At 72.1% G+C, this 21,674-nt stretch carries 21 protein-coding genes, 1 tRNA gene, 1 other RNA gene and 1 pseudogene; 20 read left to right on the plus strand and 4 right to left on the minus strand.

Annotated elements, in window-relative coordinates; all coding sequences use genetic code 11:
- Positions 1 to 20: 20 nt before the first annotated feature.
- The 6 genes from AC2W7E_RS09270 (at position 21) to AC2W7E_RS09295 (ending at position 6,349) form a co-directional block, all read left to right on the plus strand.
- Complete coding sequence (locus AC2W7E_RS09270) at positions 21 to 1,358, plus strand: carbohydrate ABC transporter permease (protein ID WP_025104230.1); 1,338 nt, start codon at positions 21 to 23, stop codon at positions 1,356 to 1,358.
- Positions 1,358 to 2,326, plus strand: a complete 969-nt coding sequence (locus tag AC2W7E_RS09275) for a carbohydrate ABC transporter permease (RefSeq protein ID WP_025104231.1) — start codon at positions 1,358 to 1,360, stop codon at positions 2,324 to 2,326. Before AC2W7E_RS09270 ends, AC2W7E_RS09275 begins: the two co-directional genes overlap by 1 nt.
- Positions 2,327 to 2,447: 121 nt before the next feature.
- Positions 2,448 to 3,818, plus strand: coding sequence for a cystathionine beta-synthase (locus AC2W7E_RS09280; protein WP_062765045.1), 1,371 nt, complete (start codon positions 2,448 to 2,450; stop codon positions 3,816 to 3,818).
- 54 nt (positions 3,819 to 3,872) lie between these two features.
- On the plus strand, positions 3,873 to 5,039 hold the full coding sequence (locus AC2W7E_RS09285) for a cystathionine gamma-synthase (RefSeq protein WP_025104233.1): 1,167 nt from the start codon (positions 3,873 to 3,875) through the stop codon (positions 5,037 to 5,039).
- 47 nt (positions 5,040 to 5,086) lie between these two features.
- Positions 5,087 to 5,728, plus strand: a complete 642-nt coding sequence (locus tag AC2W7E_RS09290) for a phosphatase PAP2 family protein (protein WP_485988969.1) — start codon at positions 5,087 to 5,089, stop codon at positions 5,726 to 5,728.
- 18 nt (positions 5,729 to 5,746) lie between these two features.
- A complete protein-coding gene (locus AC2W7E_RS09295; RefSeq protein WP_485988970.1) occupies positions 5,747 to 6,349 on the plus strand; it encodes a GNAT family N-acetyltransferase in 603 nt (200 codons plus the stop codon).
- Positions 6,350 to 6,401: 52 nt separating this feature from the next.
- Here AC2W7E_RS09295 and AC2W7E_RS09300 read toward each other — a convergent pair.
- Positions 6,402 to 6,489, minus strand: a tRNA-Ser gene (locus AC2W7E_RS09300).
- A 165-nt stretch (positions 6,490 to 6,654) separates the two neighbouring features.
- On the opposite strand from AC2W7E_RS09300, the gene mpaB reads away from it, so the two are divergent.
- The 12 genes and pseudogenes from mpaB to trhO all read left to right on the plus strand — a co-directional run bounded on the left by mpaB (position 6,655) and on the right by trhO (position 16,258).
- Entirely contained in the window at positions 6,655 to 7,722 is a 1,068-nt protein-coding gene (gene mpaB / locus AC2W7E_RS09305; RefSeq protein WP_485988971.1) for a daptide biosynthesis RiPP recognition protein, read from the plus strand.
- Complete coding sequence (gene mpaD, locus AC2W7E_RS09310) at positions 7,719 to 8,978, plus strand: daptide-type RiPP biosynthesis aminotransferase (RefSeq protein WP_485988972.1); 1,260 nt, start codon at positions 7,719 to 7,721, stop codon at positions 8,976 to 8,978. The genes mpaB and mpaD overlap by 4 nt, the downstream gene beginning before the upstream one ends.
- A gap of 59 nt (positions 8,979 to 9,037) precedes the next feature.
- Positions 9,038 to 10,078: pseudogene (gene mpaC, locus AC2W7E_RS09315) on the plus strand (daptide-type RiPP biosynthesis dehydogenase); the annotation flags it as partial.
- Positions 10,079 to 10,199: 121 nt separating this feature from the next.
- Positions 10,200 to 10,286 (plus strand): MpaA1 family daptide-type RiPP, encoded by an 87-nt coding sequence (mpaA1, locus tag AC2W7E_RS09320; protein ID WP_374209022.1) that lies wholly within the window; start codon positions 10,200 to 10,202, stop codon positions 10,284 to 10,286.
- Between the two features lie 43 nt (positions 10,287 to 10,329).
- Entirely contained in the window at positions 10,330 to 10,455 is a 126-nt protein-coding gene (mpaA2, locus tag AC2W7E_RS09325) for an MpaA2 family daptide-type RiPP (protein WP_257721411.1), read from the plus strand.
- 10 nt (positions 10,456 to 10,465) lie between these two features.
- Positions 10,466 to 10,585, plus strand: coding sequence for an MpaA3 family daptide-type RiPP (gene mpaA3 / locus AC2W7E_RS09330; RefSeq protein WP_301178377.1), 120 nt, complete (start codon positions 10,466 to 10,468; stop codon positions 10,583 to 10,585).
- 70 nt (positions 10,586 to 10,655) lie between these two features.
- Entirely contained in the window at positions 10,656 to 11,468 is an 813-nt protein-coding gene (gene mpaM, locus AC2W7E_RS09335; RefSeq protein ID WP_485988973.1) for a daptide-type RiPP biosynthesis methyltransferase, read from the plus strand.
- Positions 11,465 to 13,150, plus strand: coding sequence for a daptide biosynthesis intramembrane metalloprotease (mpaP, locus tag AC2W7E_RS09340; protein ID WP_485988974.1), 1,686 nt, complete (start codon positions 11,465 to 11,467; stop codon positions 13,148 to 13,150). The genes mpaM and mpaP overlap by 4 nt, the downstream gene beginning before the upstream one ends.
- A 99-nt stretch (positions 13,151 to 13,249) precedes the next feature.
- Positions 13,250 to 13,867, plus strand: coding sequence for an ATP-binding cassette domain-containing protein (locus AC2W7E_RS09345; protein WP_485988975.1), 618 nt, complete (start codon positions 13,250 to 13,252; stop codon positions 13,865 to 13,867).
- On the plus strand, positions 13,864 to 14,592 hold the full coding sequence (locus AC2W7E_RS09350; protein WP_485988976.1) for an ABC transporter permease: 729 nt from the start codon (positions 13,864 to 13,866) through the stop codon (positions 14,590 to 14,592). The genes AC2W7E_RS09345 and AC2W7E_RS09350 overlap by 4 nt, the downstream gene beginning before the upstream one ends.
- Positions 14,589 to 15,320: a hypothetical protein gene (locus AC2W7E_RS09355; protein ID WP_485988977.1), complete on the plus strand. Its 732-nt coding sequence runs from the start codon at positions 14,589 to 14,591 to the stop codon at positions 15,318 to 15,320. Before AC2W7E_RS09350 ends, AC2W7E_RS09355 begins: the two co-directional genes overlap by 4 nt.
- A 29-nt stretch (positions 15,321 to 15,349) precedes the next feature.
- Positions 15,350 to 16,258, plus strand: coding sequence for an oxygen-dependent tRNA uridine(34) hydroxylase TrhO (gene trhO / locus AC2W7E_RS09360; protein WP_085606284.1), 909 nt, complete (start codon positions 15,350 to 15,352; stop codon positions 16,256 to 16,258).
- A 19-nt stretch (positions 16,259 to 16,277) separates the two neighbouring features.
- Here trhO and AC2W7E_RS09365 read toward each other — a convergent pair whose 3' ends face one another.
- Genes AC2W7E_RS09365 through AC2W7E_RS09375 form a run of 3 tightly spaced genes read right to left on the minus strand, consistent with a single transcriptional unit; the run spans position 16,278 to position 20,719 of the window.
- Entirely contained in the window at positions 16,278 to 18,542 is a 2,265-nt protein-coding gene (locus AC2W7E_RS09365; protein WP_485988978.1) for a transglutaminase TgpA family protein, read from the minus strand.
- Complete coding sequence (locus AC2W7E_RS09370) at positions 18,529 to 19,719, minus strand: DUF58 domain-containing protein (RefSeq protein WP_085606280.1); 1,191 nt, start codon at positions 19,717 to 19,719, stop codon at positions 18,529 to 18,531. The genes AC2W7E_RS09365 and AC2W7E_RS09370 overlap by 14 nt, the downstream gene beginning before the upstream one ends.
- A 10-nt stretch (positions 19,720 to 19,729) precedes the next feature.
- Complete coding sequence (locus AC2W7E_RS09375; protein ID WP_085606278.1) at positions 19,730 to 20,719, minus strand: AAA family ATPase; 990 nt, start codon at positions 20,717 to 20,719, stop codon at positions 19,730 to 19,732.
- Between the two features lie 116 nt (positions 20,720 to 20,835).
- Between AC2W7E_RS09375 and ffs the strand changes: the two genes are divergently transcribed.
- Together ffs and AC2W7E_RS09385 are read left to right on the plus strand one after the other, a co-directional pair.
- An RNA gene (gene ffs / locus AC2W7E_RS09380) (signal recognition particle sRNA small type) lies at positions 20,836 to 20,932 on the plus strand.
- 48 nt (positions 20,933 to 20,980) lie between these two features.
- Entirely contained in the window at positions 20,981 to 21,589 is a 609-nt protein-coding gene (locus tag AC2W7E_RS09385) for a rhomboid family intramembrane serine protease (RefSeq protein WP_060922551.1), read from the plus strand.
- Positions 21,590 to 21,674: the final 85 nt, after the last annotated feature.

Raw genomic sequence — 21,674 nt, forward strand, 5'->3', positions numbered from 1 at the left:
CGATCCAGAAGGGGACGTTCATGTCGCACGCGACCATCGAGAAACCCGTCGAGGCTGACGCGCCGCCGACGACGCACGGCACCGACGAGAAGGGGAGGAAGACCACACGCACGATCCTCGCGATCGGCTTCGTGGTCGTCGTCGCGCTGGCTCTCCTCCTCGTCTTCACCGCCCCGACCGAGGAGTCCTCGCGGATCACGATCGGGTTCTCGCTCAACAGCTTCTTCCTGTGGCTGGGCGGTCTGAATCCGCTGGTGCAGATCCCCGCCGTGCTGCTCGTGTTCGGCGTGGTCGTGGCGATCATCCTCGTGCTGATCGAGTTCGCGCCCCGCCCTGGTCGCGGCTACTTCATCATGCGGCTGGTCGCGTGCCTCGTCATCCCGGTGCTCGCGCTGCTGCTGCTCCGTCCCTACGCGAACGCCGTCGTGTACGTCGTCGCGATCGCGCTCCTCGTCGGGGCGCTCCTCTTCTTCGCGGACTTCCGCGCGCGGCAGGGAGCGGGCTATCTCTTCCAGCTCGTGCTGTTCATGGCCCCGGCGGCCATCATGCTGCTGCTCGGCCTCATCTACCCGGCGATCTCGACGATCTTCAAGTCCTTCTTCGACAAGACCGGCGACGAGTTCGTCGGGCTCGAGAACTACATCTGGGTCTTCACCAACCCGGTCGGCACGTCGTCGGTGATCAACACCATCATCTGGGCGCTGCTCGCTCCGGTCATCTCCGTGGTCATCGGCCTCGCCTATGCCGTCTTCATCGACAGGGCCCGCGGCGAGAAGTTCCTCAAGGTGCTGGTCTTCATGCCGGTGGCGATCTCGTTCGTCGGCGCCGGCATCATCTGGAAGTTCATGTACGACGCCCGGCAGGGTGACCAGATCGGTCTCCTCAACGCGATCGTGACCGCTTTCGGCGGCGACCCCGTGCAGTGGCTGGCGATCAAGCCGATCCTCAACACGCTCATGCTGCTCATCGTGTTCATCTGGACCCAGACCGGCTTCGCCATGGTCATCCTCTCGGCCGCGATCAAGGCCGTGCCGGTGGAGCAGATGGAGGCGGCCGAGCTCGACGGCACGAACGCCTGGCAGCGCTTCCGCAACGTGACCGTGCCCGGCATCCGGTCGTCGCTGATCGTCGTGCTCACGACCATCACGATCGCCTCGCTCAAGGTGTACGACATCGTCGCCGTGATGACCGGCGGACGGGACGAGACCAGCGTCCTCGGCTTCGAGATGGTCAACCAGCAGCAGCGGTTCCAGAGCTACGGGCACTCGTCGGCGCTCGCCGTCGTGCTGTTCCTGTTCGTGTTGCCGCTGATCATCTACAACGCCCGATCGATGGCCAAGCAGAGGGAGATCCGCTGATGAGTGCAACGCAGGCCACCGTCGTGGACAACCGCACCAAGCGCCAGGTGGCGCGGGACACGCGCCGCAACGAGGCGACCGCCCACAAGAAGCTGACCTCGAAGGGGGCGACGATCGCGGCCGCGGTGATCGCGCTCTTCTGGACGATCCCGACCTTCGGTCTCTTCGTGACGTCGTTCCGCCCGGGCGCCGACACGCAGAACAGCGGCTGGTGGACGGTCTTCTCCAACCCGGAGTTCACGTTCGACAACTACGTGCAGGCGTGGAACTCGGGCGGCACCTCGACGACTCTCGCGACGGCGTTCATCAACTCGCTGGCGATCACGATCCCCGCGACCGTGTTCCCGATCGTGATGGCGTCGCTCGCCGCGTACGCGTTCGCATGGATCGACTTCAAGGGTCGGAACATGCTCTTCATCTTCGTGTTCGCGCTGCAGATCGTGCCGCTGCAGATGGCCCTCGTGCCGCTGCTGAGCCTGTTCTCGGACGGGCTGACGATCAACGACGTGCCGATCTTCCCCGGGTTCGGGCTGAACGAGGTGCAGTACAGCTTCGCCCGCGTCTGGATCGCGCACGCGATCTTCGCGCTGCCGCTGGCGACGTTCATGCTCCACAACTTCATCTCCGAGATCCCCGGCGAGATCATCGAGGCGGCCCGCGTGGACGGCGCCGGACACGGTCAGGTCTTCTTCCGGATCATCCTGCCGCTGGCGGCTCCGGCGATCGCGTCCTTCGCGATCTTCCAGTTCCTCTGGGTGTGGAACGACCTGCTGGTCGCGACGATCTTCGCCTCGCCCGGTGCCCTGCCGATCACGCAGGCGCTGAACTCGCTCTCCGGGACCTGGGGGAACAAGTGGTTCCTGCAGTCCGCGGGAACGTTCATCTCGATCATCGTCCCGCTGATCGTGTTCTTCGCCCTTCAGCGCTTCTTCGTGCGCGGCCTGCTGGCCGGCGCGACGAAGGGCTGACCCTTCGACGGGCTCAGGCCCTTCGACAGGCTCAGGGACCCAGGTTCTGGGTCGCTGAGCCTGTCGAAGCGGCGGTGAAACACAGCCCCGGAGGCGAGGGCCCGCGCCGTACCCTGAACAGATGAAGTACGCAGACTCGATCGTCGACCTCGTCGGCGACACGCCCCTGGTGAAGCTCCAGCACGTCACCGAGGGCATCGCGTGCACGGTTCTCGTGAAGCTCGAGTACCTGAACCCGGGCGGATCGGCGAAGGATCGGATCGCGGCCCGCATCATCGACGCCGCCGAGGCCGCGGGCGATCTGCAGCCGGGGGGCACGATCGTCGAGCCGACGAGCGGCAACACCGGCGTCGGGCTCGCCCTCGTGGCCCAGCAGCGCGGCTACCGGTGCGTCTTCGTGCTCCCGGACAAGGTGGGCGAGGACAAGATCGACGTGCTCCGCGCGTACGGTGCCGAGGTCGTCGTGACCCCGACCTCCGTCCCGGCGGACAGCCCCGAGTCGTACTACAGCGTGAGCGACCGGCTGGCACGGGAGATCCCCGGGGCCTTCAAGCCGAACCAGTACGAGAACCCGAACGGGCCGCGCAGCCACTACGAGACGACCGGGCCGGAGATCTGGCGCGACACCGACGGGCGCGTCACGCACTTCGTCGCCGGGGTGGGGACGGGCGGCACGATCACCGGTACAGGACGCTACCTGCGCGAGGTGTCCGACGACGCGGTGCGCATCATCGGCGTCGACCCCGAGGGCAGCGTCTACAGCGGCGGCACCGGTCGGCCCTACCTCGTCGAGGGCGTGGGCGAGGACATCTGGCCCGGAGCGTACGACCCTGCCGTCCCGCACGAGATCGTCGCGGTCGGCGATGCGGAGTCGTTCGCGATGACGCGGCGCCTGGCCCGCGAGGAGGGCATCCTCGTCGGCGGCTCCAGCGGCATGGCCGTCGTCGGGGCGCTGCGGGTGGCGAAGGACCTGCCGGCGGATGCGGTCATGGTCGTGCTCCTCCCGGATGGCGGACGCGGCTACCTGGGCAAGATCTTCAACGACGGCTGGATGCGCTCCTACGGGTTCAGCGAGGTGGAGGAGGGGGAGACAGTCGCCGACGTGCTCGCCGCCCGGGCCTCCCGCCACGGCCTCCCCGACCTCGTGCACGCGCACCCCACCGACACGGTGCTGGAGGCGATCGGCATGATGACGGAGTACGAGGTCTCGCAGCTCGTCGTCCTCAGCGCGGAGCCGCCGGTGATGATGGGCGAGGTCGTGGGCACCGTCGACGAGAAGGGCCTTCTCGACCTGCTCTTCCGGGGCGACGCCGAACCGAGCGACGCCGTCGGCGCACACGTGGGGGAGCGGCTCCCGCTCATCGGCATCCACGCGTCGGTCGCGCAGGCACGGGCCGCGCTCGCCGACGCCGACGCCCTCCTCGTCACCGAGGACGGCAAGCCGCACACCGTGCTGACGCGACAGGACCTGCTCGGCTACCTCTCCCGGTGACGCGGGACGTAACAGGCCGGCACCCGTCGGAGGGCCCGGACGTAGGCTGAGGGCATGTCCGACCACGACCACGACCACGCCTTCGCCACCCGAGCCATCCACGCCGGACAGGCGCCCGACCCGATCACCGGGGCGATCATCCCGCCGATCTACCAGTCGTCGACGCACGTGCAGGACGGCATCGGCGGCTTCCGGGAGGGCTACGAGTACAACCGTGCGGGCAACCCGACGCGCTCCTCGCTGGAGACGCAGCTCGCCGCTCTCGAGGGCGGGGTCGGGGCGCTGTCGTTCGCGTCCGGTCTCGCGGCCGAGGACGCGCTGCTGCGCGGCATCCTCAAGCCCGGCGACCACGTTCTCCTCGGAAACGACGTCTACGGCGGCACCTACCGCCTGCTCACGAAGGTCCTCGCGCCCTGGGGGATCGACACGACCACGGTCGAGCTCTCCGACGTCGACGTGATCCGCGCGGCGATCCGTCCCGAGACGCGCATCGTGTGGCTGGAGACGCCGAGCAACCCGCTGCTGAAGGTCGTCGACATCGCGCTCATCGTCGAGGTGGCGCACGCGGCCGGTGCCCTCGTCGTGGTGGACAACACGTTCGCCTCGCCGGCTCTGCAGCAGCCGCTCGCGCTCGGCGCCGATCTCGTCGTGCACTCGACGACGAAGTACCTGGGCGGGCACTCCGACGTGCTGGGCGGTGCCGTCGTCTTCGGTGACGACCGCTTCGTCGAGGCCGTGAAGTTCCAGCAGTTCGCGGTGGGTGCGGTCTCCGCGCCTCTGGACGCCTGGCTGACGACCCGCGGCATCAAGACCCTCGCGGTGCGGGTGCGCCAGCACTCCGAGAACGCGCAGGCCATCGCCGAGTGGGCCCAGGCGCGGCCGGAGTTCGCGCAGGTGTTCTATCCCGGCCTCCCGTCGCACCCCGGTCACGAGATCGCGGCGCGGCAGATGAGCGGCTTCGGCGGCATGCTGTCGCTCGGTCTCGCCGCGGGTGCGGACGCCGCCCGGGCCTTCGCCGAGAGCACCCGCGTGTTCCAGCTCGCCGAATCGCTCGGCGGCGTGGAGTCGCTCATCGGCTACCCGCCGGAGATGACCCACGCGTCGGTCCGCGGCACCGAGCTCGCCGTCCCGGAGAACGTCGTGCGTCTCTCGGTCGGCATCGAGGACGTGGCCGACCTCATCGCGGATCTCGAGGAGGGTCTCGCCCGCATCGCCCGCTGACCGGCACGGCGACCCGCGATCGCGGGGGCGTCCGTCACAATGGGACGATGAATCGACGGATGCTGCTGTGGTGGGGCGTCGCCTGCCTCCTCCTGGCCACTGCCCTCGGCGCACTCGTCGTCTTCGTGTATCCGCAGACGCCGGGGCTCGACCAGTGGTGGAACGACACGATCGCCGCGGTCCGCGCGGACTGGATGCTGAGCTTCGCCCTCGCGCTGAACTGGATCGGCGGTGGCTGGGTCGCCATCCTCGCCGTGCCGCTGGCGACCATCGCCGTCCTGCTGCTCCTGCGCCGATGGCGGGGGGCGCTGTTCGCCGCGTTGTGCTTCCTCGTCAGCGCCGGTGCCGTCCAGCTCTTGAAGAACGTCTTCGGCCGCGCCCGCCCGCACGACATGCTCGTCGTGAGCGACTACGGCTCGTTCCCGTCCGGTCACACCGCGAATGCGGCGACCATCGCCCTGGCGCTCTGGGTGCTCTTCCCGCGGGTCTGGGTGGCGATCGTGGGGGCGGCCTGGATCGTGCTCATGGCCCTGTCGCGCACCTTCCTGTCGGTGCACTGGGCCACGGACACGCTCGGCGGGGCGTTCGTCGGCGCCGGCGTCGTCCTCGTGCTCGCCGCCTGGCTGGTGCCGTGGGTGCGACGCGACGTCGAGGCGACCGCCCGCGCCGATAGGCTGAGCGGAACCTGACCCGTCCGAGGAGCCCCCGTGTCGCGCATCCGTCCCTACCGTCCGACCGATCGCCCGGCGATGTTCGAGATCTGCCTGCGGACGGCCGACGCCGGGGGAGACGCCACCGGGGTGCTGTCCGATGACGAGCTGTGGGGGAACCTCTTCGCGGTGCCGTACGTCGAGCGGCACCCGGACCTCGCCTGGGTCGTGGAGGCCGAGGACGGGCGCACCATCGGCTACATCGTCGCCACCGACGACACCGACGCCTTCTACGCCTGGTTCCGCGACGAGTGGTGGCCGGGCCTGCACGCGCGCTATCCGCGATCGGCGGACTCGCAGACGCGCGAGGAGAAGCTGATCGAGTACGGCTACACCAGGGAGCCGGGAGTCGAGCCGCATGCCGCCGAGTACCCGGCGCATCTGCACATCGACCTGCTGCCGGAGACCCAGGGGCAGGGACTCGGTCGCGGTCTCATCGAGACGCTCTTCGCCGAGCTGCGTCGGCGCGGTGTCCCGGCGCTGCACCTCGGCATGGACCCCGCGAACTCCGGCGCGGCCGCGTTCTACGAGCGCCTCGGCATGACCGTGCTCCCGTCCGCGCCCGGTGGTCTGACGTACGGGGTGCGCTTCGACGGCTGACGCCGCCCGAAACGAGAGAAGACCTCCGCGATGCGGAGGTCTTCTCTGTCTGTGGCGGTGACGGCGGGATTCGAACCCGCGGTTGCTTGCACAACACACGCTTTCCAAGCGTGCTCCTTCGGCCGCTCGGACACGTCACCAGGGAACAACCTGTCCATCCTATCCGATGTCCCGGGGGCCTCGTGACATACCGGGGATCCAGGCCTGCGGTCGCGAAAGCTGTTATATTGCACCTCGTCAGAGGCCTGGATATCTTCATATGAAGACGCAAAGGCGTCAGATGGATCCGGTTCTCTGGGGGGATCATGGGGACGAGTGCGACGACGGCACGGCAGGACGACGGGTCGACGGGCGAGGACCCGCTCCTCGGGCCGCAGGCCCTGCGGGCGTGGGTCACGGGCGGACATGCGGCACGCGGTCGCGTGTTCCTGCGCGAGGCGGAGACCGGGGCTGAGGCCCTCGCGGCTGCGGCCGACCCCGAGGACGTGATCCTCAAGCCCGCAGGATCGGTGCCTCGGCCGGGGTCGGCGCGGGTCGTCGGCTACGGAGGACGGCTCGCCGACCTCGGCGACGAGCTCTTCCTGGGGCAGCGCGGCGTCGAGCTCCAGGACTACATCGCAGCCTCCTTCGTCCAGATCGTCGGGCCGACGGCCATGCGCTTCTTCGACGAGGCGAGCTGGCGTGCCTTCCTCGACGACGCCGATCTCGCTCGTGGCACCGGGGTCTTCGCCGCCGCGATACTCGACCCCCGGGTGCTGCTCGCGGACCGCTCCGCTCTCGCGCGCCCGCAGGAGGTGGAGGCTCCGCGCGCCCTCCGCATCGACGCGGACGGCGGTGTGCATCTCGGAGTGCAGGGGGAGGCGATCGGCCACGTGGACGACCTCCCCGCCGCCCTCGGGAAGGCCCTGCCCCTGGCGTCGGCGCTGGGTGGCGTGCCCGGCTCGGCGGACCTCGTCGTCGAGCTCGACCGCCGGCCGTGGGTCCGCCGGTACCTCGACGTGGCCGACCTCCGGAAGATGCTCCGTTTGCCGAACGGCGCCGCTCGGATCGCGGGCTTCGGGTGGGCGCTCCTCGATGACGACCTCGCGGACGCGGAACCCTTGACCGGCGACCCGTTCCTGCTCGACACCGCCGAGGGGTTCCTGCTCGCCGATGTCCGGACGCTCCGCCGGCACCTCCTGTCCCCGCTGACCGCTGCGGTGGTCGACGCGATCCAGACCTCGAGCACACGCGGGCGGGCGGCGGCGCGCGTGGCCCGCGCCTGCGGAGTGCCCGATGCCCACGCGCGGCACCTGTGCCTGGAGGCGCTCGCCGCGCTCGGAGTCCACCTCGGTGCGCGGATCGAGGACGCCTCGGGGGGAGGAGCACGATGAGCGCGCCGCACGCGCTGTGGACGTCGATGCTCCCCGCCGACACCGCCTTCCCTCCGGATCTGGTGGCGGTCGGCGCCTCCGGGCATCGCCTCTTCTACGCCGACGGCTCCGACCGCCTCTGCGCGACCAGCGGCCTGTGGAACGTGCCCCTCGGCTTCGGCAACCCGGCGGTGACCGAGGCCGTGAGCAGGGCGACGCGCGACGCCTCCTACCTCTCGCTGTTCCGCGCCCCGCACCGGTACGCCGAGGACGCCGCCGATGCCCTCGTCGCCCTCGCGGGTTCCGAGCGCTACCGGCGGGTGATCTTCTCCACCTCCGGCGGGGCGGCCAACGACGCCGCCATGAAGCTCGCCCGGCAGTACTGGGCGCAGCAGGGCGCGGGCTCGCGGTCGCTCGTCGTCGGCCTGCGCGGCAGCTATCACGGCACGATGTACGGCAGCCACGTGCTGAGCGGCGACGACCTGCTGCAGTCGGTCTACGGCGTCGACCGGCGCACGGTGCGGCACGTGTCGCACGCCGACGACGGGGCGGAGCTCGAAGCGCTGCTGGAGCGTGAAGGCTCCCGCGTCGCCTCCGTCGTCGTGGAGCCCGTCCTCGGGAGCGGCGCCCACGCGCTGTCCGCCGCCTTCGTCCGTCGTCTCCTGGAGCTGAGGGAGCGGCATGGGTTCCTGCTGGTGGCAGACGAGGTGGCGACCGGCTTCGGGCGCACGGGCGCGATGTTCGCCACCGACCGCTGGGCGGCCGCCCCGGACGTCCTCCTCGTGTCGAAGGCGCTGACGAACGGGGCGATGGGAGCGGCGGCGCTCCTCGTCGGCGACCGCGTCGCGACGGCGTTCGCCCGCGGCGGATGGACGTTCGTCCACGGGGAGACGCAGGCGGGCACGCCGGCCTGCGCGGCCGCGGTCCTCGCCGTGATCGACGAGCTCCGCCGCATCGACGTCGAGGCCACCACGCAGGCCCTGGCGTCGACGCTGCACCGCCTCGCGCGGACCTGGCAGGAGGACGGGATCGTCACCGACGTCACCGGCAGCGGCTGCTTCGTCGGGGTGGGGCTCCGCGGCCCGGACGGGTCCCCGCTCTCCGGGACCGACGTCCTGGAGGTGGTGTCCGCCATCGCCGACAGCGGCGTCGTGGTGCACCCCGGTCCGAGCTCCTTCCAGCTCATCCCCGGCTACGGCTTCACCCCCGCGGAGGTGGCCGAGACCGACCGGGCCGTGCGAGGCGGCCTGGCACGGGTGCGGGAGGCGGCGGCATGACCGTGCCGTTCACCGCACGCGTCCCCACGCTGTGGCACGGGCCGCGCGCACGAGAGACGATGGCGGCTCTGACAGCGGGACGCGACACGCTGGTGATCGCCGACGCGGCCGTCGCGCGCCCGCTTCCCGCCGCAGCGTCCGCCCGGACGATGACGGTGGACGCCTCGGGGGTGGACGAGCTCGGCGTCGTCCTGATCGCCGACGAGCTCGTCCGACGACCGCCCGAGGTCATCGTGGCCGTCGGCGGCGGAAGCGTCCTCGATGCGAGCAAGATCGCGGCCCTCGCGCTCAGCCGCGGACGCCTCCTGGACTTCGCCCTGCGGCACGCGGCGACCTCGGCGCTCACGATCCTGCCCGACGCGCCTCCGCCGGTCGACATCGTCGCGATGCCGACGACGCTCGGCACGTCGTCGGAGACGAACAGCGTCGCCATCCTCCGGAACCGCTGCGGAGCCCGGCTCCTCGTCGGTCGCTCGCTGCGTCCGCGCCACGCCGTCCTCGATCCCGACCAGCTCGCCACACTCACCCCCGCGGCCGTCCGGGAGGGAGCGCTGGAGGCGTTCCTCCGGGTGGCCGGCGCCTCGACGAGTCCACGGACGGCGCGGGCCGACCGCGACGCGCGGCTCCTCGGCCGGGCGCTGCTCGAGGCGGCCTCGGCTGACGTGATGTCGACGACGGGACGGCTGCGCCTCGCGCGGCTCAGCGCCGCGACCCAGCGCACGGCCGCCCTCCGCGGGCCCGATCCGTACAGCGCCCGCCACTGGTACCTCGCGAACGAGGTCGCCTTCCATCTCGGCGTCCGCAAGATGACGGCCACGGCGGCGGTCATCGCCGCCGTCTGGCGGCGGATCGGTGCGGGCGATCCGCGCTGGGGCGACCGCGCCAGCCTCGACGCCTTCTGGGCCGGCGTCGCGGCGGGGACAGCACTGCCTCGTGACCCGGCCGCCGGCATCGCCGCCGTCGTCGACCAGGGAGGGCTCCCGTCACCGCCGCGCCCGAGCGCACGGGAGATCGATCGGATCGCCGCCGCCGTGGAGACGGCGTGGGGGGATCACCGCCCCATGCTGCGCGGAGTCCGCGCCGCGGACGTCCGCGCTGTGCTCCACGACTCCCGGTGGAGCCCGTCCCCGGTCGGCGATCGCCGGCCCGAGCAGCGGAGAGGAGGTGATGGGAATGAACGAAAGCACGGAGATGAGCATCCGGTTCCAGGAGCTCGACCCGATGGAGGCGCCCAGCTGGGACAGCTTCTACCAGGGCGTGATCGGCGCGCTGGTCCTCATCGGGATCGGTGCGGCAGCCGCCACGTGATGCCGTCCGGCAGCACCCGATCGGAGAAAGGAAGGAGGGACGCATGACCGCAGCACTGCCGGCGCTCGAGTTCACCGAACTCGAGGCCATGGACGCGCCGGGCGATGCCGATGACTACATCCGCGGCTTCGCCGTGGGCGTGATCATCGGAATTCTCGCTCTGACCTAGGAGGTGCACTGTGCAGTCCACGTCGCTGGAGTTCCTGGAACTCGAACAGATCGACACCCCGCTCGAGTGGTGGGAGCACGCGAGCTACATCATCGCGATCATCGGCGGAGCCGCCGCCATCGCGACCTGACAGCGGGTGCGGGCGGGATCGTCCGCCCGCACCCCCCCCGACCATCCAGCCGAGGAGAGGCGATGCACGGATGACGTCCCTGATCACCGAGACCGTGGCGGCACGGCTCGACCTCGTCGGCGCGACCGCCAGGGCACAGGACCTGTACGCCGGAGCCGGCACCGACTTCTACGACCGGCTCGTCGGCCCGGACCGAGCCGAGATCCGCGAGGTCCTGGGGCTCGCGCACACGGCCTCCGGACCCGTGCTGGACCTCGCCGCGGGCAGCGGACGGCTGACGATCCCGCTCGCACGCTCGGGGCATCGCGTCACGGCGGTGGATCTCTCCGCGGACATGCTCGCGCGCCTCCGCGGCGCCGTGCCGCACGGGGCGGCCGTCGAGTGCGTCGTGGCGGACATGCGCGACCTCGCGCTCGGGGAGCACTTCGGCCTCGTCGTCCTCGGGGCGACCTCCATCACGCTGCTCGATGGCGAAGACCGGGCGCGTCTCTACGCGGGCGTTCGACGTCATCTGGCCTCCGCCGGCGTCTTCGCCCTCACCATCGCGGACGGGGCGTCGGCGGACGCTCTCGCACTCCCGACCGACCGCGAGATCACGGTCCCCGGCAGCGCGGGAGACGAGCCCTACCTCTTCGCGCAGCAGATCGAGGACGACGGCGCCGTGCGGCTGGTCAACTGGGTCCGCCTCGCGGACATCGCCCCGCGCGCGGAGGTGCCGGTCCTCACGAGTCGCCTGCACGTGCTGAACCCCCGACTCCTCGCCGACGAACTCGTCGAGGCCGGTTTCGCGGTGCCCGAGACGTCCCCGGTGCGGACGCCCGTCGGTGTGGAGATCCTCCTCCTCACCACCACCCGCGCCGAGGATGGAAGGGGCGGGCGATGACGACGGCAGGGCCACGAGCCGTGTGGCGACGTCGCGGACGAGGACGGGACGCCCTCACCGCCGAGTCGTGTCCGACCCTGGCCGCCGGCGTCGCGTTCGAGCCGACGGCGGAGGGCTCCGGGTGGCTCGCCACTGTCCAGGGCGTGCCGTCGGCGCGGCTGTCCCGACCGGTCGTCGACCTGCTGACGGCGATGGACGGCCGCACCGCGGTCTCCGCGCTGCGCGCCCGTTTCGCGGCGGGGGAGACCGATGAGAGCGTGCTGCGACTGATGGAGCGCTTCCGCGACAACGGGCTCCTGGACGGGGGTGCGTCCCGGCTGCCCGGTCGGGTCACGTATCGACCGCCGTTCACCGTGCAGTTCGCGACCCTCGGCGCGTCCGCGCTCTTCGCGCGTCTCGACCGTGTGGTCGTGCCCGTCCCGCGTCGTGCGGTCCTCGCGATCGTCGCGGCGGTGGTCGGTGCCGGGATCGTCGGCGCGGCCCTGCACCTCGGCGAGCTGGGTGACGTGCTCGCTCGTCCGGTGCCGCTCGCCGGCTTCGCCCTCGTCGTCGTGGCGCTCGGTCTCGCGACCCTGGTCCACGAGACCGCGCACGGGCTCACCCTCACCCGGCTGGGAGGCCGGCCGCGGCGCGCGGGGTTCATGCTCCTGTACCTCACGCCCGCCTTCTTCGTCGATGTCACGGACGGCTGGCGGCTCCCCGACCGACGGCATCGTGTGGCGATCGCCCTGGCCGGCCCCGCCGTCCACGCCACGGTGGCGGCGGTGGCGATGCTCGCCGCTCTCGCCCTGCCGTCGTCGGCGGCCCGCGAGACACTGCTGCTCCTCGCGATCTCCTGCACGGTCGTCGTGCTCGTGAACCTGATCCCCTTCGTGCGCTTCGACGGGTACCTCGCCCTGATGAGCGCCCTGGACGAGCCGAATCTCCGGAGGAGGTCGATCCGCGACGGCGCGGGCTTCCTCGCCCGCCTCGTGTTCGGGGCGCCGCGGCAGCCGCGGGCGCTGGAGCGGTGGTGGAGCGTGCCGTTCGGTCTCTGCTGCCTGACGGCTCCGGTCGTCATGGTGCTGTTCGCGGTCGTCCGGACCGCGCAGCTGCTCGACGGAGCCGGCCCGGCGGCGAGCCTCTTCGTGCTCGCTCTGGAGGCCGTCGTGGTCGTGGCGGGCGTCGTCCTCCTGGTGCGCGCTCTGGTCCGGATGTGGCGATCCGGTGCCTCGCGGTTCCGCCTCGTCGGCGTGACCGCCGCGCTCACGGCCGGAATCGTGGCCGCCGGCATCCTCGTCCCGGTCCCGACGGCCGCGGTGCTGGGGTTCTCCGTGGACGACGACCGAGTGGTCCTGGTGCAGGGCGGACGGGATCCCGGCACCCGCATCCCGGACGGCGCCCCGGTCGTCCTGTCGACGCGGGGCATCCTCGCCAGCGAGTACCGCGGCGAGGGGACGATCAGGACCCGACCTGCGACGGAGATCGAGGTGCCGGTCGAGGCGCTCTTCCCGGTCAGGACGCCCGGGGCATCGATCCCGGCGACGGCCGTGGCGGAGGTGGAGGTGTCGGGGGAGCGCAGCGCCCTCCCGGCAGCGGGACAGGCGCGCGTGGAGCTCGGCACGGTGCCGCTCTGGCAGGCGCTCTGGGCGGCGGTCGCGTCGCCGCTGGCAGCTCTCACGAGCGAGGAGGAGAGAGGATGACCATGAATCAGCACGCCATCGAGGTACGCGGCCTCACGAAGAGGTTCGGACGCCGCACCGCTGTCGAGGACCTGTCGTTCGCGGTGCCCGCGGGCGATCGTGGGGCTTCTCGGCCCGAACGGCGCGGGGAAGTCGACGACGCTGCGGGCGATCGTCGGTCTCGTGCGGCCGACCGACGGCGAGGCCGTGATCGACGGGGCGCCGTTCGGGGCGCTGGACAACCCGGCTGCGCACGTCGGCGTCCACATGGACGGGTTCGGCTTCGAGCCTGGCATCTCCGGGCGACGGCACCTGGAGATCTGCCGACTCGCAGCCGGTGCGCCGCGCGGCCGCGTCGACGAGGTGCTGGACGAGGTGGGCCTCGCCGCCGATGCGCGCCGTCGTGTGAAGACCTACTCGACGGGCATGGCGCAGCGGCTGGGCCTGGCCGCGGCGTTGATCGGTGCGCCGCGGACGCTCATCCTCGACGAGCCGGCCAACGGTCTCGACCCCGACGGCATCCGCTGGCTGCGCGGGTTCCTTCGCGGTTTCGCCGAACGCGGCGGCACGGTGCTCGTCTCCAGCCATCAGCTCCCGGAGCTCGAGCAGGTCGTGGACGAGGTGGTCGTCATCAAACGCCGCGCGCTCTTCGCCGGGAGGCTGGACGACCTCGTCACGGGCGGGGCCGACTCGCTCGAGAGCCGGTACTTCGATCTCGTCGAAGGAGCCCCCGCATGAGCGGCGTGATCCGGGGCGAACTGCTGCGCGCGGTGAGCGGGCTGTCGATCCTGGCCGTGTACCTCGTCGCGGTCCTCATGCCGGCCTTCGTGCTCTTCTCCGACGGCTCCCGTCTCGCGGTGGACGGCCTCGACGCGGGCGCGGCGACAGCCCGGCTGCTGGAGCCGCTCGCATGGTCGGTCATCTCGGCGGCGTTCGTCGGCGCGTACCCCGTGACGCGGGAGTACTACTACGGCTCCATGGACCGGACACTCACGGCGGTCGGGTTCCGCCGCGCCTTCCCGGGGAAGCTGGTCGCCGGCGTCGTCATCGCCCTCGCGCTGGCCGTGGTCGTCATCTTGCTGTGGATGCTCGGCATCTCGGTCTTCCTCGCCCGGCACGGGCTGAGCCTCGTGTTCACGGCGGAGGCAGGGCGCATCGTCGCGGGGGCTCTGGGCGGCGTGGTCCTCGGCGCCCTCATCGGCGGAGCGATCGGCTGGATCACCCGGAACTACTACGCGACGGCGATCATCGTCCTCGTCTTCCCGATGGCGCTGGAGTTCGCGATGCTGCGGACGGCGCCCGAGATCGCGCGGTTCTCGCCGGGAATGGCCATCGCGGCGCTGAGCGTGCCGGAGTACCAGGGCCGACTGCTCGCCTTCGCGCCCGCCCTCGCCATCGGGACGGCGTGGGCGGTCGGCCTCGTCGCGCTCGCCGCCGTCCGGGGACGCCGGAGCGTCGCGTGATCGGTCGAGCGTTGCGGGCACAGGCGCGGGGCGCGGCCGGGGACGTCGTTCTCCTCGGGGTCACGCTGGCGGCCTTCCTGCTGTCGCTCTCCCTGGCGACGAGCATCCCGGCGGAGCTCGCCGAGGCCCCGTCGGCGGCCCGGGAGGAGCTCGCCGCCCCCTTCGACGCCGTGCTCGCGACCTACGCCGGCATCCTCGCGGCTGTCTACGGCTCCTTCCGCTACACGATCGACCGGCGGGACGGCGTCGTCGCGCAGCGGCTGATGCTGGAGTCGCGGTGGGCGATGCTCGTCGTCCGCGTGCCCGCCGCGGCGCTGGGCGGCGCGGTCGTGGCGGTCGCCGCGGTGGTCGGCGGGCACACGGCGCTTCTCGTCACCCTGGGCGGCGTCCCCGTGCACGCGTCGGCCGTCGCGTCGGCTGTCGCCCTCGGTGCGGCCGCGGCGCTGTGGGGTCTGGGGATCGGCATCGTCGTGCAGGCGCATCTCGCGGCGCTCTTCGTCGCCGCCCTCTCGATGGGGGTGGGCCTCCTCGCGGCGATGTTCTGGAGCGCCGGCGCCGTCTATCTGCCGCTTCCCGCCCTGCTCGACGCCTTCCGGTTCGACGTGGCCGCCCTGGGCATCCCCGCGGGCGAGGGGCTCGGGCCCGCGGCGGTGCCGATCGCGGCGGGCTGGATCCTGCTCGCGGTCGGGGCGGGAGCGGTGGTGTTCCTGCGGCGGGACGTGAGCTAGCGCGACGGGAGGCGACGTAGGATTCCTGGGTGGCCACCCCCAAGATCGTCCTCTTCTACGCGTTCACCCCGCTCGCCGATCCGGAGGCCATCCGCGTCTGGCAGCGTGACCTCGGCGAGGCGCTGGGGCTGCGCGGACGGCTGCTGATCTCGTCGCACGGCGTCAACGGCACACTGGGCGGGGACCTCCCGGCTCTGAAGAAGTGGGCGCGTTCGTTCCGCTCCTACGCCCCTTTCCGGGACACCGACATTAAGTGGAGCGAGGGCACCGGACTGGACGAGGCGGGCCGCAGCCTCGATTTCCCGAAGCTGAGCGTGAAGGTGCGCGACGAGATCGTGTCGTTCGGCGCCCCGGACGAGCTGCGGGTCGACGCGCACGGCGTCGTCGGCGGAGGGGCGCGCCTCACCCCCGACGAGCTGCACGCCCTGGTCGCCGAGCGCGGGGACGAGGTCGTGTTCTTCGACGGCCGGAACGCGCTGGAGGCGGAGATCGGACGCTTCCGCGGCGCCGTCGTGCCGGACACCGAGACCACCAGGGACTTCGTGCGTCTGCTCGACTCCGGCGTGTACGACGACCTGAAGGGCAAGCCCGTCGTCACCTACTGCACCGGGGGCATCCGCTGCGAGGTGCTGTCGAGCCTCATGGTGTCCCGCGGCTTCGGTGAGGTCTACCAGCTCGAGGGCGGGATCGTCCGCTATGGCGAGACCTATGGCGACGACGGCCTCTGGGACGGATCGCTCTACGTCTTCGACGGGCGCGGATCCGTCGACTTCTCGGACCACGCGCGGGTGATCGGCGTCTGCGCGGGATGCGGGGCGGCGACGAAGCGCACCGCGAACTGCCCCGACCCCTCCTGCCGGGCGCAGTTCGTCGTCTGTGCGGACTGCGACGCGGTCGCCTGCCCGACGCACGCGGAGCCGTCCGCCGCGCACCTCTGACCGCGGCGCCTGCCGACCGTCAGACCAGGAGTCGGGAGTCGGAACCCCGCGGCGCATAGAGCGACCGCGGCAACAGCAGCGCCTCGGCCCGAGTCCCCCCGGCGACGTGCGCGCGGAGGCTGACGAGCACGGCCCGCAGGGGGACGGCGAGGTCGTCGGCAGCGGCGGACGTGCGCGCATAGTTCGCGCGCTCCACCGCCGTGACCAACCGGCCCAACGCGGCCTCGTCCGCACCTGCCTCCCTGACGAGCCCGGCGGCACGTATCCGCGGGCTCTCCGCGTCCGAGACGGGGATCCGGAGGTCGATCAGGGTGTCTCGCAGCTCCGCCCACGCCGCGGCGGCGTCTCCGTGGGCGGCGCGACGCATCCGGAGGCGCCGCTCGAGGAGCCGGACGACGGCGGGGAGGAGGAGCACGATCACGACACCGAGTGTCGTGAGGAGGACCGGCGTCGGGTCGAGTCGGCGCAGCCCCCCGGAGTCCGTCGAGCCGGCATCCGCATCCCTCCGGTCGACCTCCGGCCCGGAGGTCTCCTCGGTCTGCGGAGCCGTCGTGGGTGCGGGGGTCGCCGGGCCGCTGCTGCTCCCGCCCCCGGTGGTGCCGGCACGGAAGGCCGTGGGGACACCGAGCGAGGCGGTCGGCTCGAAAGGCACCCAGCCGATGCCGGGGAACAGCACCTCGGGCCAGGAGTGCAGCTGGTCGCTCGACACCGAGAAGATCGACTCGTCACCGCGCTTCTCGTCGGTGGGCGAACCGGGGAGGTATCCGACCACGATCCGCACCTGCATGCCCAGGCTCTCGGCCATGAGCGCGAAGGAGCCGGCGAAGTGCACGCAGTATCCGGACCGCTCTTCGAGGAATCGCGCCACGGCGTCGGCGCCGGTGCCGTCGAAGCCCTCGTCGACCGGCGTCTCCAGCGAGTACTCGAACTGCGACCGGAACCAGTCCTGCAGCGCGACGAGCCGGTCGTAGTCGGTCTCCTCGTCCGCGGTCACCTCGGCCGCGAGCTCGGGGATGATAGCCGGGAGCTCCACCTCCTCGTCCTCGTCGGTCTCGCGGGGCGGGGCCGCTTCCGTCGCACGGATCTGCTCCAGCGTCGGCGTCACGCGGAGCGAGGTCACGGTGTAGTCGTTGCCTACCGCGTCGGCGCGGCGGGAGAACAACGTGCGGTTCTCGGGCGAGACGCGCCACGCCGCGCTGAGCCCCTGCACGTCCGTGGCCGGATACGGCACGGGCAGCCAGGAGCTCGACATCCGCAGCACCCGGATCGAGGTCGTCTGCTCGGCGGCGGTCACGTCCTCGCTCCACTCCGCGTCGCCGAACCCGTCCGCCTGGGACTGGAGGTCGCCGCGGTCCGGCTGCCAGACGCGGCCGTCGAACCGGGAGAGCGTCGTGAGGCGGAGGTAGGGAGCGGTATCCGCCTCGGTGGCCACCGTCAGCACCTCGACCGGACTCGGCTGTCGGAGGTCGTCGCCCAGGCGCAGGGAGGCGTCGACCGTGACGCCGACCCCGGTCCCGGCGATGCTGGACGCGACCGGGAGCAGCGGGGTCACGAGGAGCGTGGTCGCGATGGCGGCCGCCCCGACGGAGACCGCGACACCCGCCGAGGCGCGGCGCGGGGACTCGGGGTGCCGTCGCGCCGTGACCCGGAACAGGAGGAGGGCCACGACGGCCGCGATGGCGAACCAGGCCACGTTCGGCGGTCCCAGCGTCACGATCATCGGCACCGCGCCGACGGCCCCCAGCAGGACGGTGGCGAGGACGGCGGCCCGGTGGGCGAGGAGGTGGTCGAGCAGGATCGCGACGAGGGCGAAGCCCGCACCCAGGGCGGCCGCGAGCCCGGGGGAGGCCTCCAGCGGAGCCGAGCCGAACACGATCTCCTGGACCGCTGCGGAGCCGAGGGCCTGGAACAGCGTGAGCGTGTCGGACGTCGGCACCACCCCCGCGACGGCGGTGTCTCCCGCGAGGAGCAGGGTGAGGAGACCGACGGCCACGAGGAGCTGCGCGAGCAGGGCGACCAGCCCGACGACGGTCGCAGGACGGTCGCGCAGCAGATGCCGTACGAGCATGCCGACGCCGATCACCGCGACGACGACGAGGGTCACGACGAACGACCAGACCCCGGGGGCGATGACCGAGGTGAAGGGCCAGAGCGCGGTGAGCGCGGCGAGGGCGGCGAGGGCACCGAGGGCGAGGATCCCGGCCGGCTCCTCCCGATCGCGGTGCCAGCGCGGGCGGGTGCCGGTGGGCACGGCGGCGGGCCGCGGCCGCTCATCCCGGAACATCGACGGCTCCCGTCCGTGCCGAGAGCGCGTCGTCCCAGGCCTCGGCGACGTCGGTGCCCAGTCGCGCCACGGTCCAGCCGTGCTGTCGGGCGGCCTCCTCGGTGCCCGGCAGCGGGTCGGTGCTGAAGAGGAGCGGTGCGGCGGCGCCGGCGGGGCGGAGCAGCGCGGCGTCCTCCTCATCCAGTCGGCCGGTCACGTAGACGAGCGGTCCGGGCGGTGTCCCGCCGAGCAGGGCGACGAGGTCGCGACGCTCGCCGCGCGGCGTGACCATCGCCAGCGCGACCAGCAGGCCGTCCCGGTCGTCCTCGTGTCCGCGGAGGGCACCGAGGAGCGTGCCCGCGCTGTCCAGGACGTCGACGCTGTATCCCTCGGCGGCGAGATGGAGGGCGGCGGATGCGCACAGCGAGACCGCGGCCTCGAACGTCGGATCGATCTCCTCGGCATTCGCGGTCCACCCGCTGCCCGAGCGGTCGAGAACGACGACGGCGTCCGGGCTCGACTCCTCCTCCTCCTGCCGGACCATGAGCTCTCCGCGGTGCGCGGTCGCCCTCCAGTGGATGCGGCGCATCGAGTCGCCGGGCGCGTAGCCGCGGGGCGAGAGGTTGTCGCTGCCCTGGCCGAGCCGGGTGGAGGAGGTGTGCGCCGTGCCGCCCGCCGCGCCGATGCGGACGGCGAGCGGGGTCAGCGCGAAGACCTCCGGGACCACCGTGATCGTCCGCGTGTCGCCGAACGCCTGCTCCCGCTGCGCCAGACCGAACGGATCGACGGTGCGCAGCAGGAGCGGCCCCAGGGGCCAGACGCCGCGGCGCACGCCGGTGACGAGGTAGCTGAGCTGCGGGGTGTCGGCGGGGTATTCGCCTCCCGAGTCGCCGGTGACGGCGGAGGGGAGGACATCGTGCCACAGCCCGTGCGGCACCCGGAGGGCCCGGAGCGTGAAGCGGACCGTCACGCGCGAGGTCTCCGAGACCGTGAGGAGGTCGGTCGAGATCTGCCGGGTGACCGTTCCGGAGCGGCGGGGGAGGCGGACGGCGAGAGCCGCGAACAGCGTGAGCGCGGCCAGAAGGACCCCGAGGTACAGCAGGATCCGCGCACCGAGGATGTTGGCCGCGATCACGCATCCGAGCGCGGCGATGAGCGCACCGGTGCCGCGCGGCGTGAGCAGTCGACGTCGGCGCATGGCGGTGTCCTCAGGAACGGGTCGCGACGGGCACGCGCACGCGCTCCGCGATCTGGGTGAGCGCCGCCTCGACCGGCTGGGCGCCCGCCCGATGCGCGCCGCGGGCCGGGAGCAGCCGATGGGCGAACACGGGGATCAGCAGGTCCGTGATGTCATCCGGGATGACGTAGTCGCGGCCGTCCAGTGCGGCCCAGACCTTCGCCGCGCGGACGAGCTGCAGCGTGGCCCGCGGGCTGGCGCCGAGGTGCAGGCTCGGGTCGGTGCGGGTGGCCTGGGCGAGGGCGACCGCGTACTCCTCGAGTGCGGGCGCCACGTGCACGGCCCGGGCCCAGGCGATGAGCTGCGAGATCGCGGTGGCGTCCGCGACCGGGGTCACGGTCGCCAGCGGGTTCACGACGTCACGCTGCCGCAGCATGAGGGCCTCGGCTGCGGGGTCGGGGTAGCCCATCGAGATGCGCATCATGAACCGGTCGCGCTGCGCCTCGGGGAGCGCGTAGGTGCCCTCCATCTCCAGCGGGTTCTGCGTGGCGACGACGAGGAACGGGTCCGGCAGCCGATGCGTGGAGCCGTCGACCGTGACCTGCCCCTCCTCCATGGCCTCCAGGAGCGCGGACTGGGTCTTGGGGGAGGAACGGTTGATCTCGTCGGCGATGACGATGTGGGCGAAGACGGCGCCGCGCTTGAACTCGAACTCGCGATCGACGGGGTTGTAGACCGAGACCCCCGTGACGTCGCCGGGCAGGAGGTCAGGGGTGAACTGGATGCGCCGGACGGTGGCGTCGACGGTCGCGGCGAGGGCGCGGGCCAGCATCGTCTTCCCGACGCCGGGCACGTCCTCGATGAGCAGATGGCCTTCGGCGAGCAGGCAGACGAGGGCGCTGCGCACGGCCTCGGGCTTCCCGTCGATCACCTGGCTGATCGAGCCGAGGATGGCCGCGGTCTGGGCGGCGAATCCGTCGGCGTCGATCGCGACCGGGCTCAGGGGGGCGTTCTCTGGCATGCGTTCCCTCTCGTCCGGCGCAACGATGCGCGTGCATCGATCGTACGCTCCGCACGGCCCGCGGGACCATGCCGGGCTGCGGTCGTCGGGTCCCGTCGGCGTCGGGTAGAGTGGACGACGGCTCTCCGCGTGGCGGCATCCAGGCCAATTCCCCCAGGGCGGAAACGCAGCAAGGGTAACCGGGCTCTGCTGGGTGCGCGGAGGGTCTTTTCTTTTGCCCGCGTCCAGCCGGCCGCAGGGTGCTCCTGCGAGAATCGAGCGGTGACCGTTCCTCCGCCGGCCAGACCCGAGCATCCGCTGCGGCGATTCGCGTCGCCCGTGCTGCTGCTCGCGGCCATGTGGGCGGTGCAGTTCGCGGACGCCGTGCTGCCGGGCTCCTTCAGCGGCCTCGGCATCCGCTCGTGGGACCCTGCGGGACTCCTGGGGATCGTCTTCGCCCCGCTGCTGCACGCGAGCTGGGCGCATCTGATCGCGAACTCCGTGCCGTTCCTCGTGCTCGGCTGCCTGGTCGCGGTCGAGGGCACGCGCCGGTTCTGGGCCGTCACCGTGATCGTCGCGGTCGTCGGCGGGCTCGGGACCTGGCTCGTGAACGCCCCCGGCACGCTGACCGTGGGCGCCTCCGGGCTCGTCTTCGGGTACTTCGGCTACGTGGTGATGCGGGTGTTCGCTCCCGGCCGCGTGTCGCACCGCATCCTCTACGCGGTGATCGCCGTCGTCGTGGTCGGCCTGTACGGCGGCACCATGCTGGCCGGGGTGTTCGGCGTCGCGGACGGCGTGTCGTGGCAGGGCCATCTGTTCGGCGCCATCGGGGGTGGTGCGGCCGCGCTCGCCGGACGGCGTCCCGACCAGCGCCGCGCCGTCGGACGATGACGGCTCCGCGCACGAGGAGGACGACGGCGACGCGGACCACGTCGACCCGGCGGCCCGCCGCGTCGCGCGAGGCCGCCAACCGCCG

This window comes from Microbacterium sp. CFSPD4_SD4 (assembly GCF_057364585.1).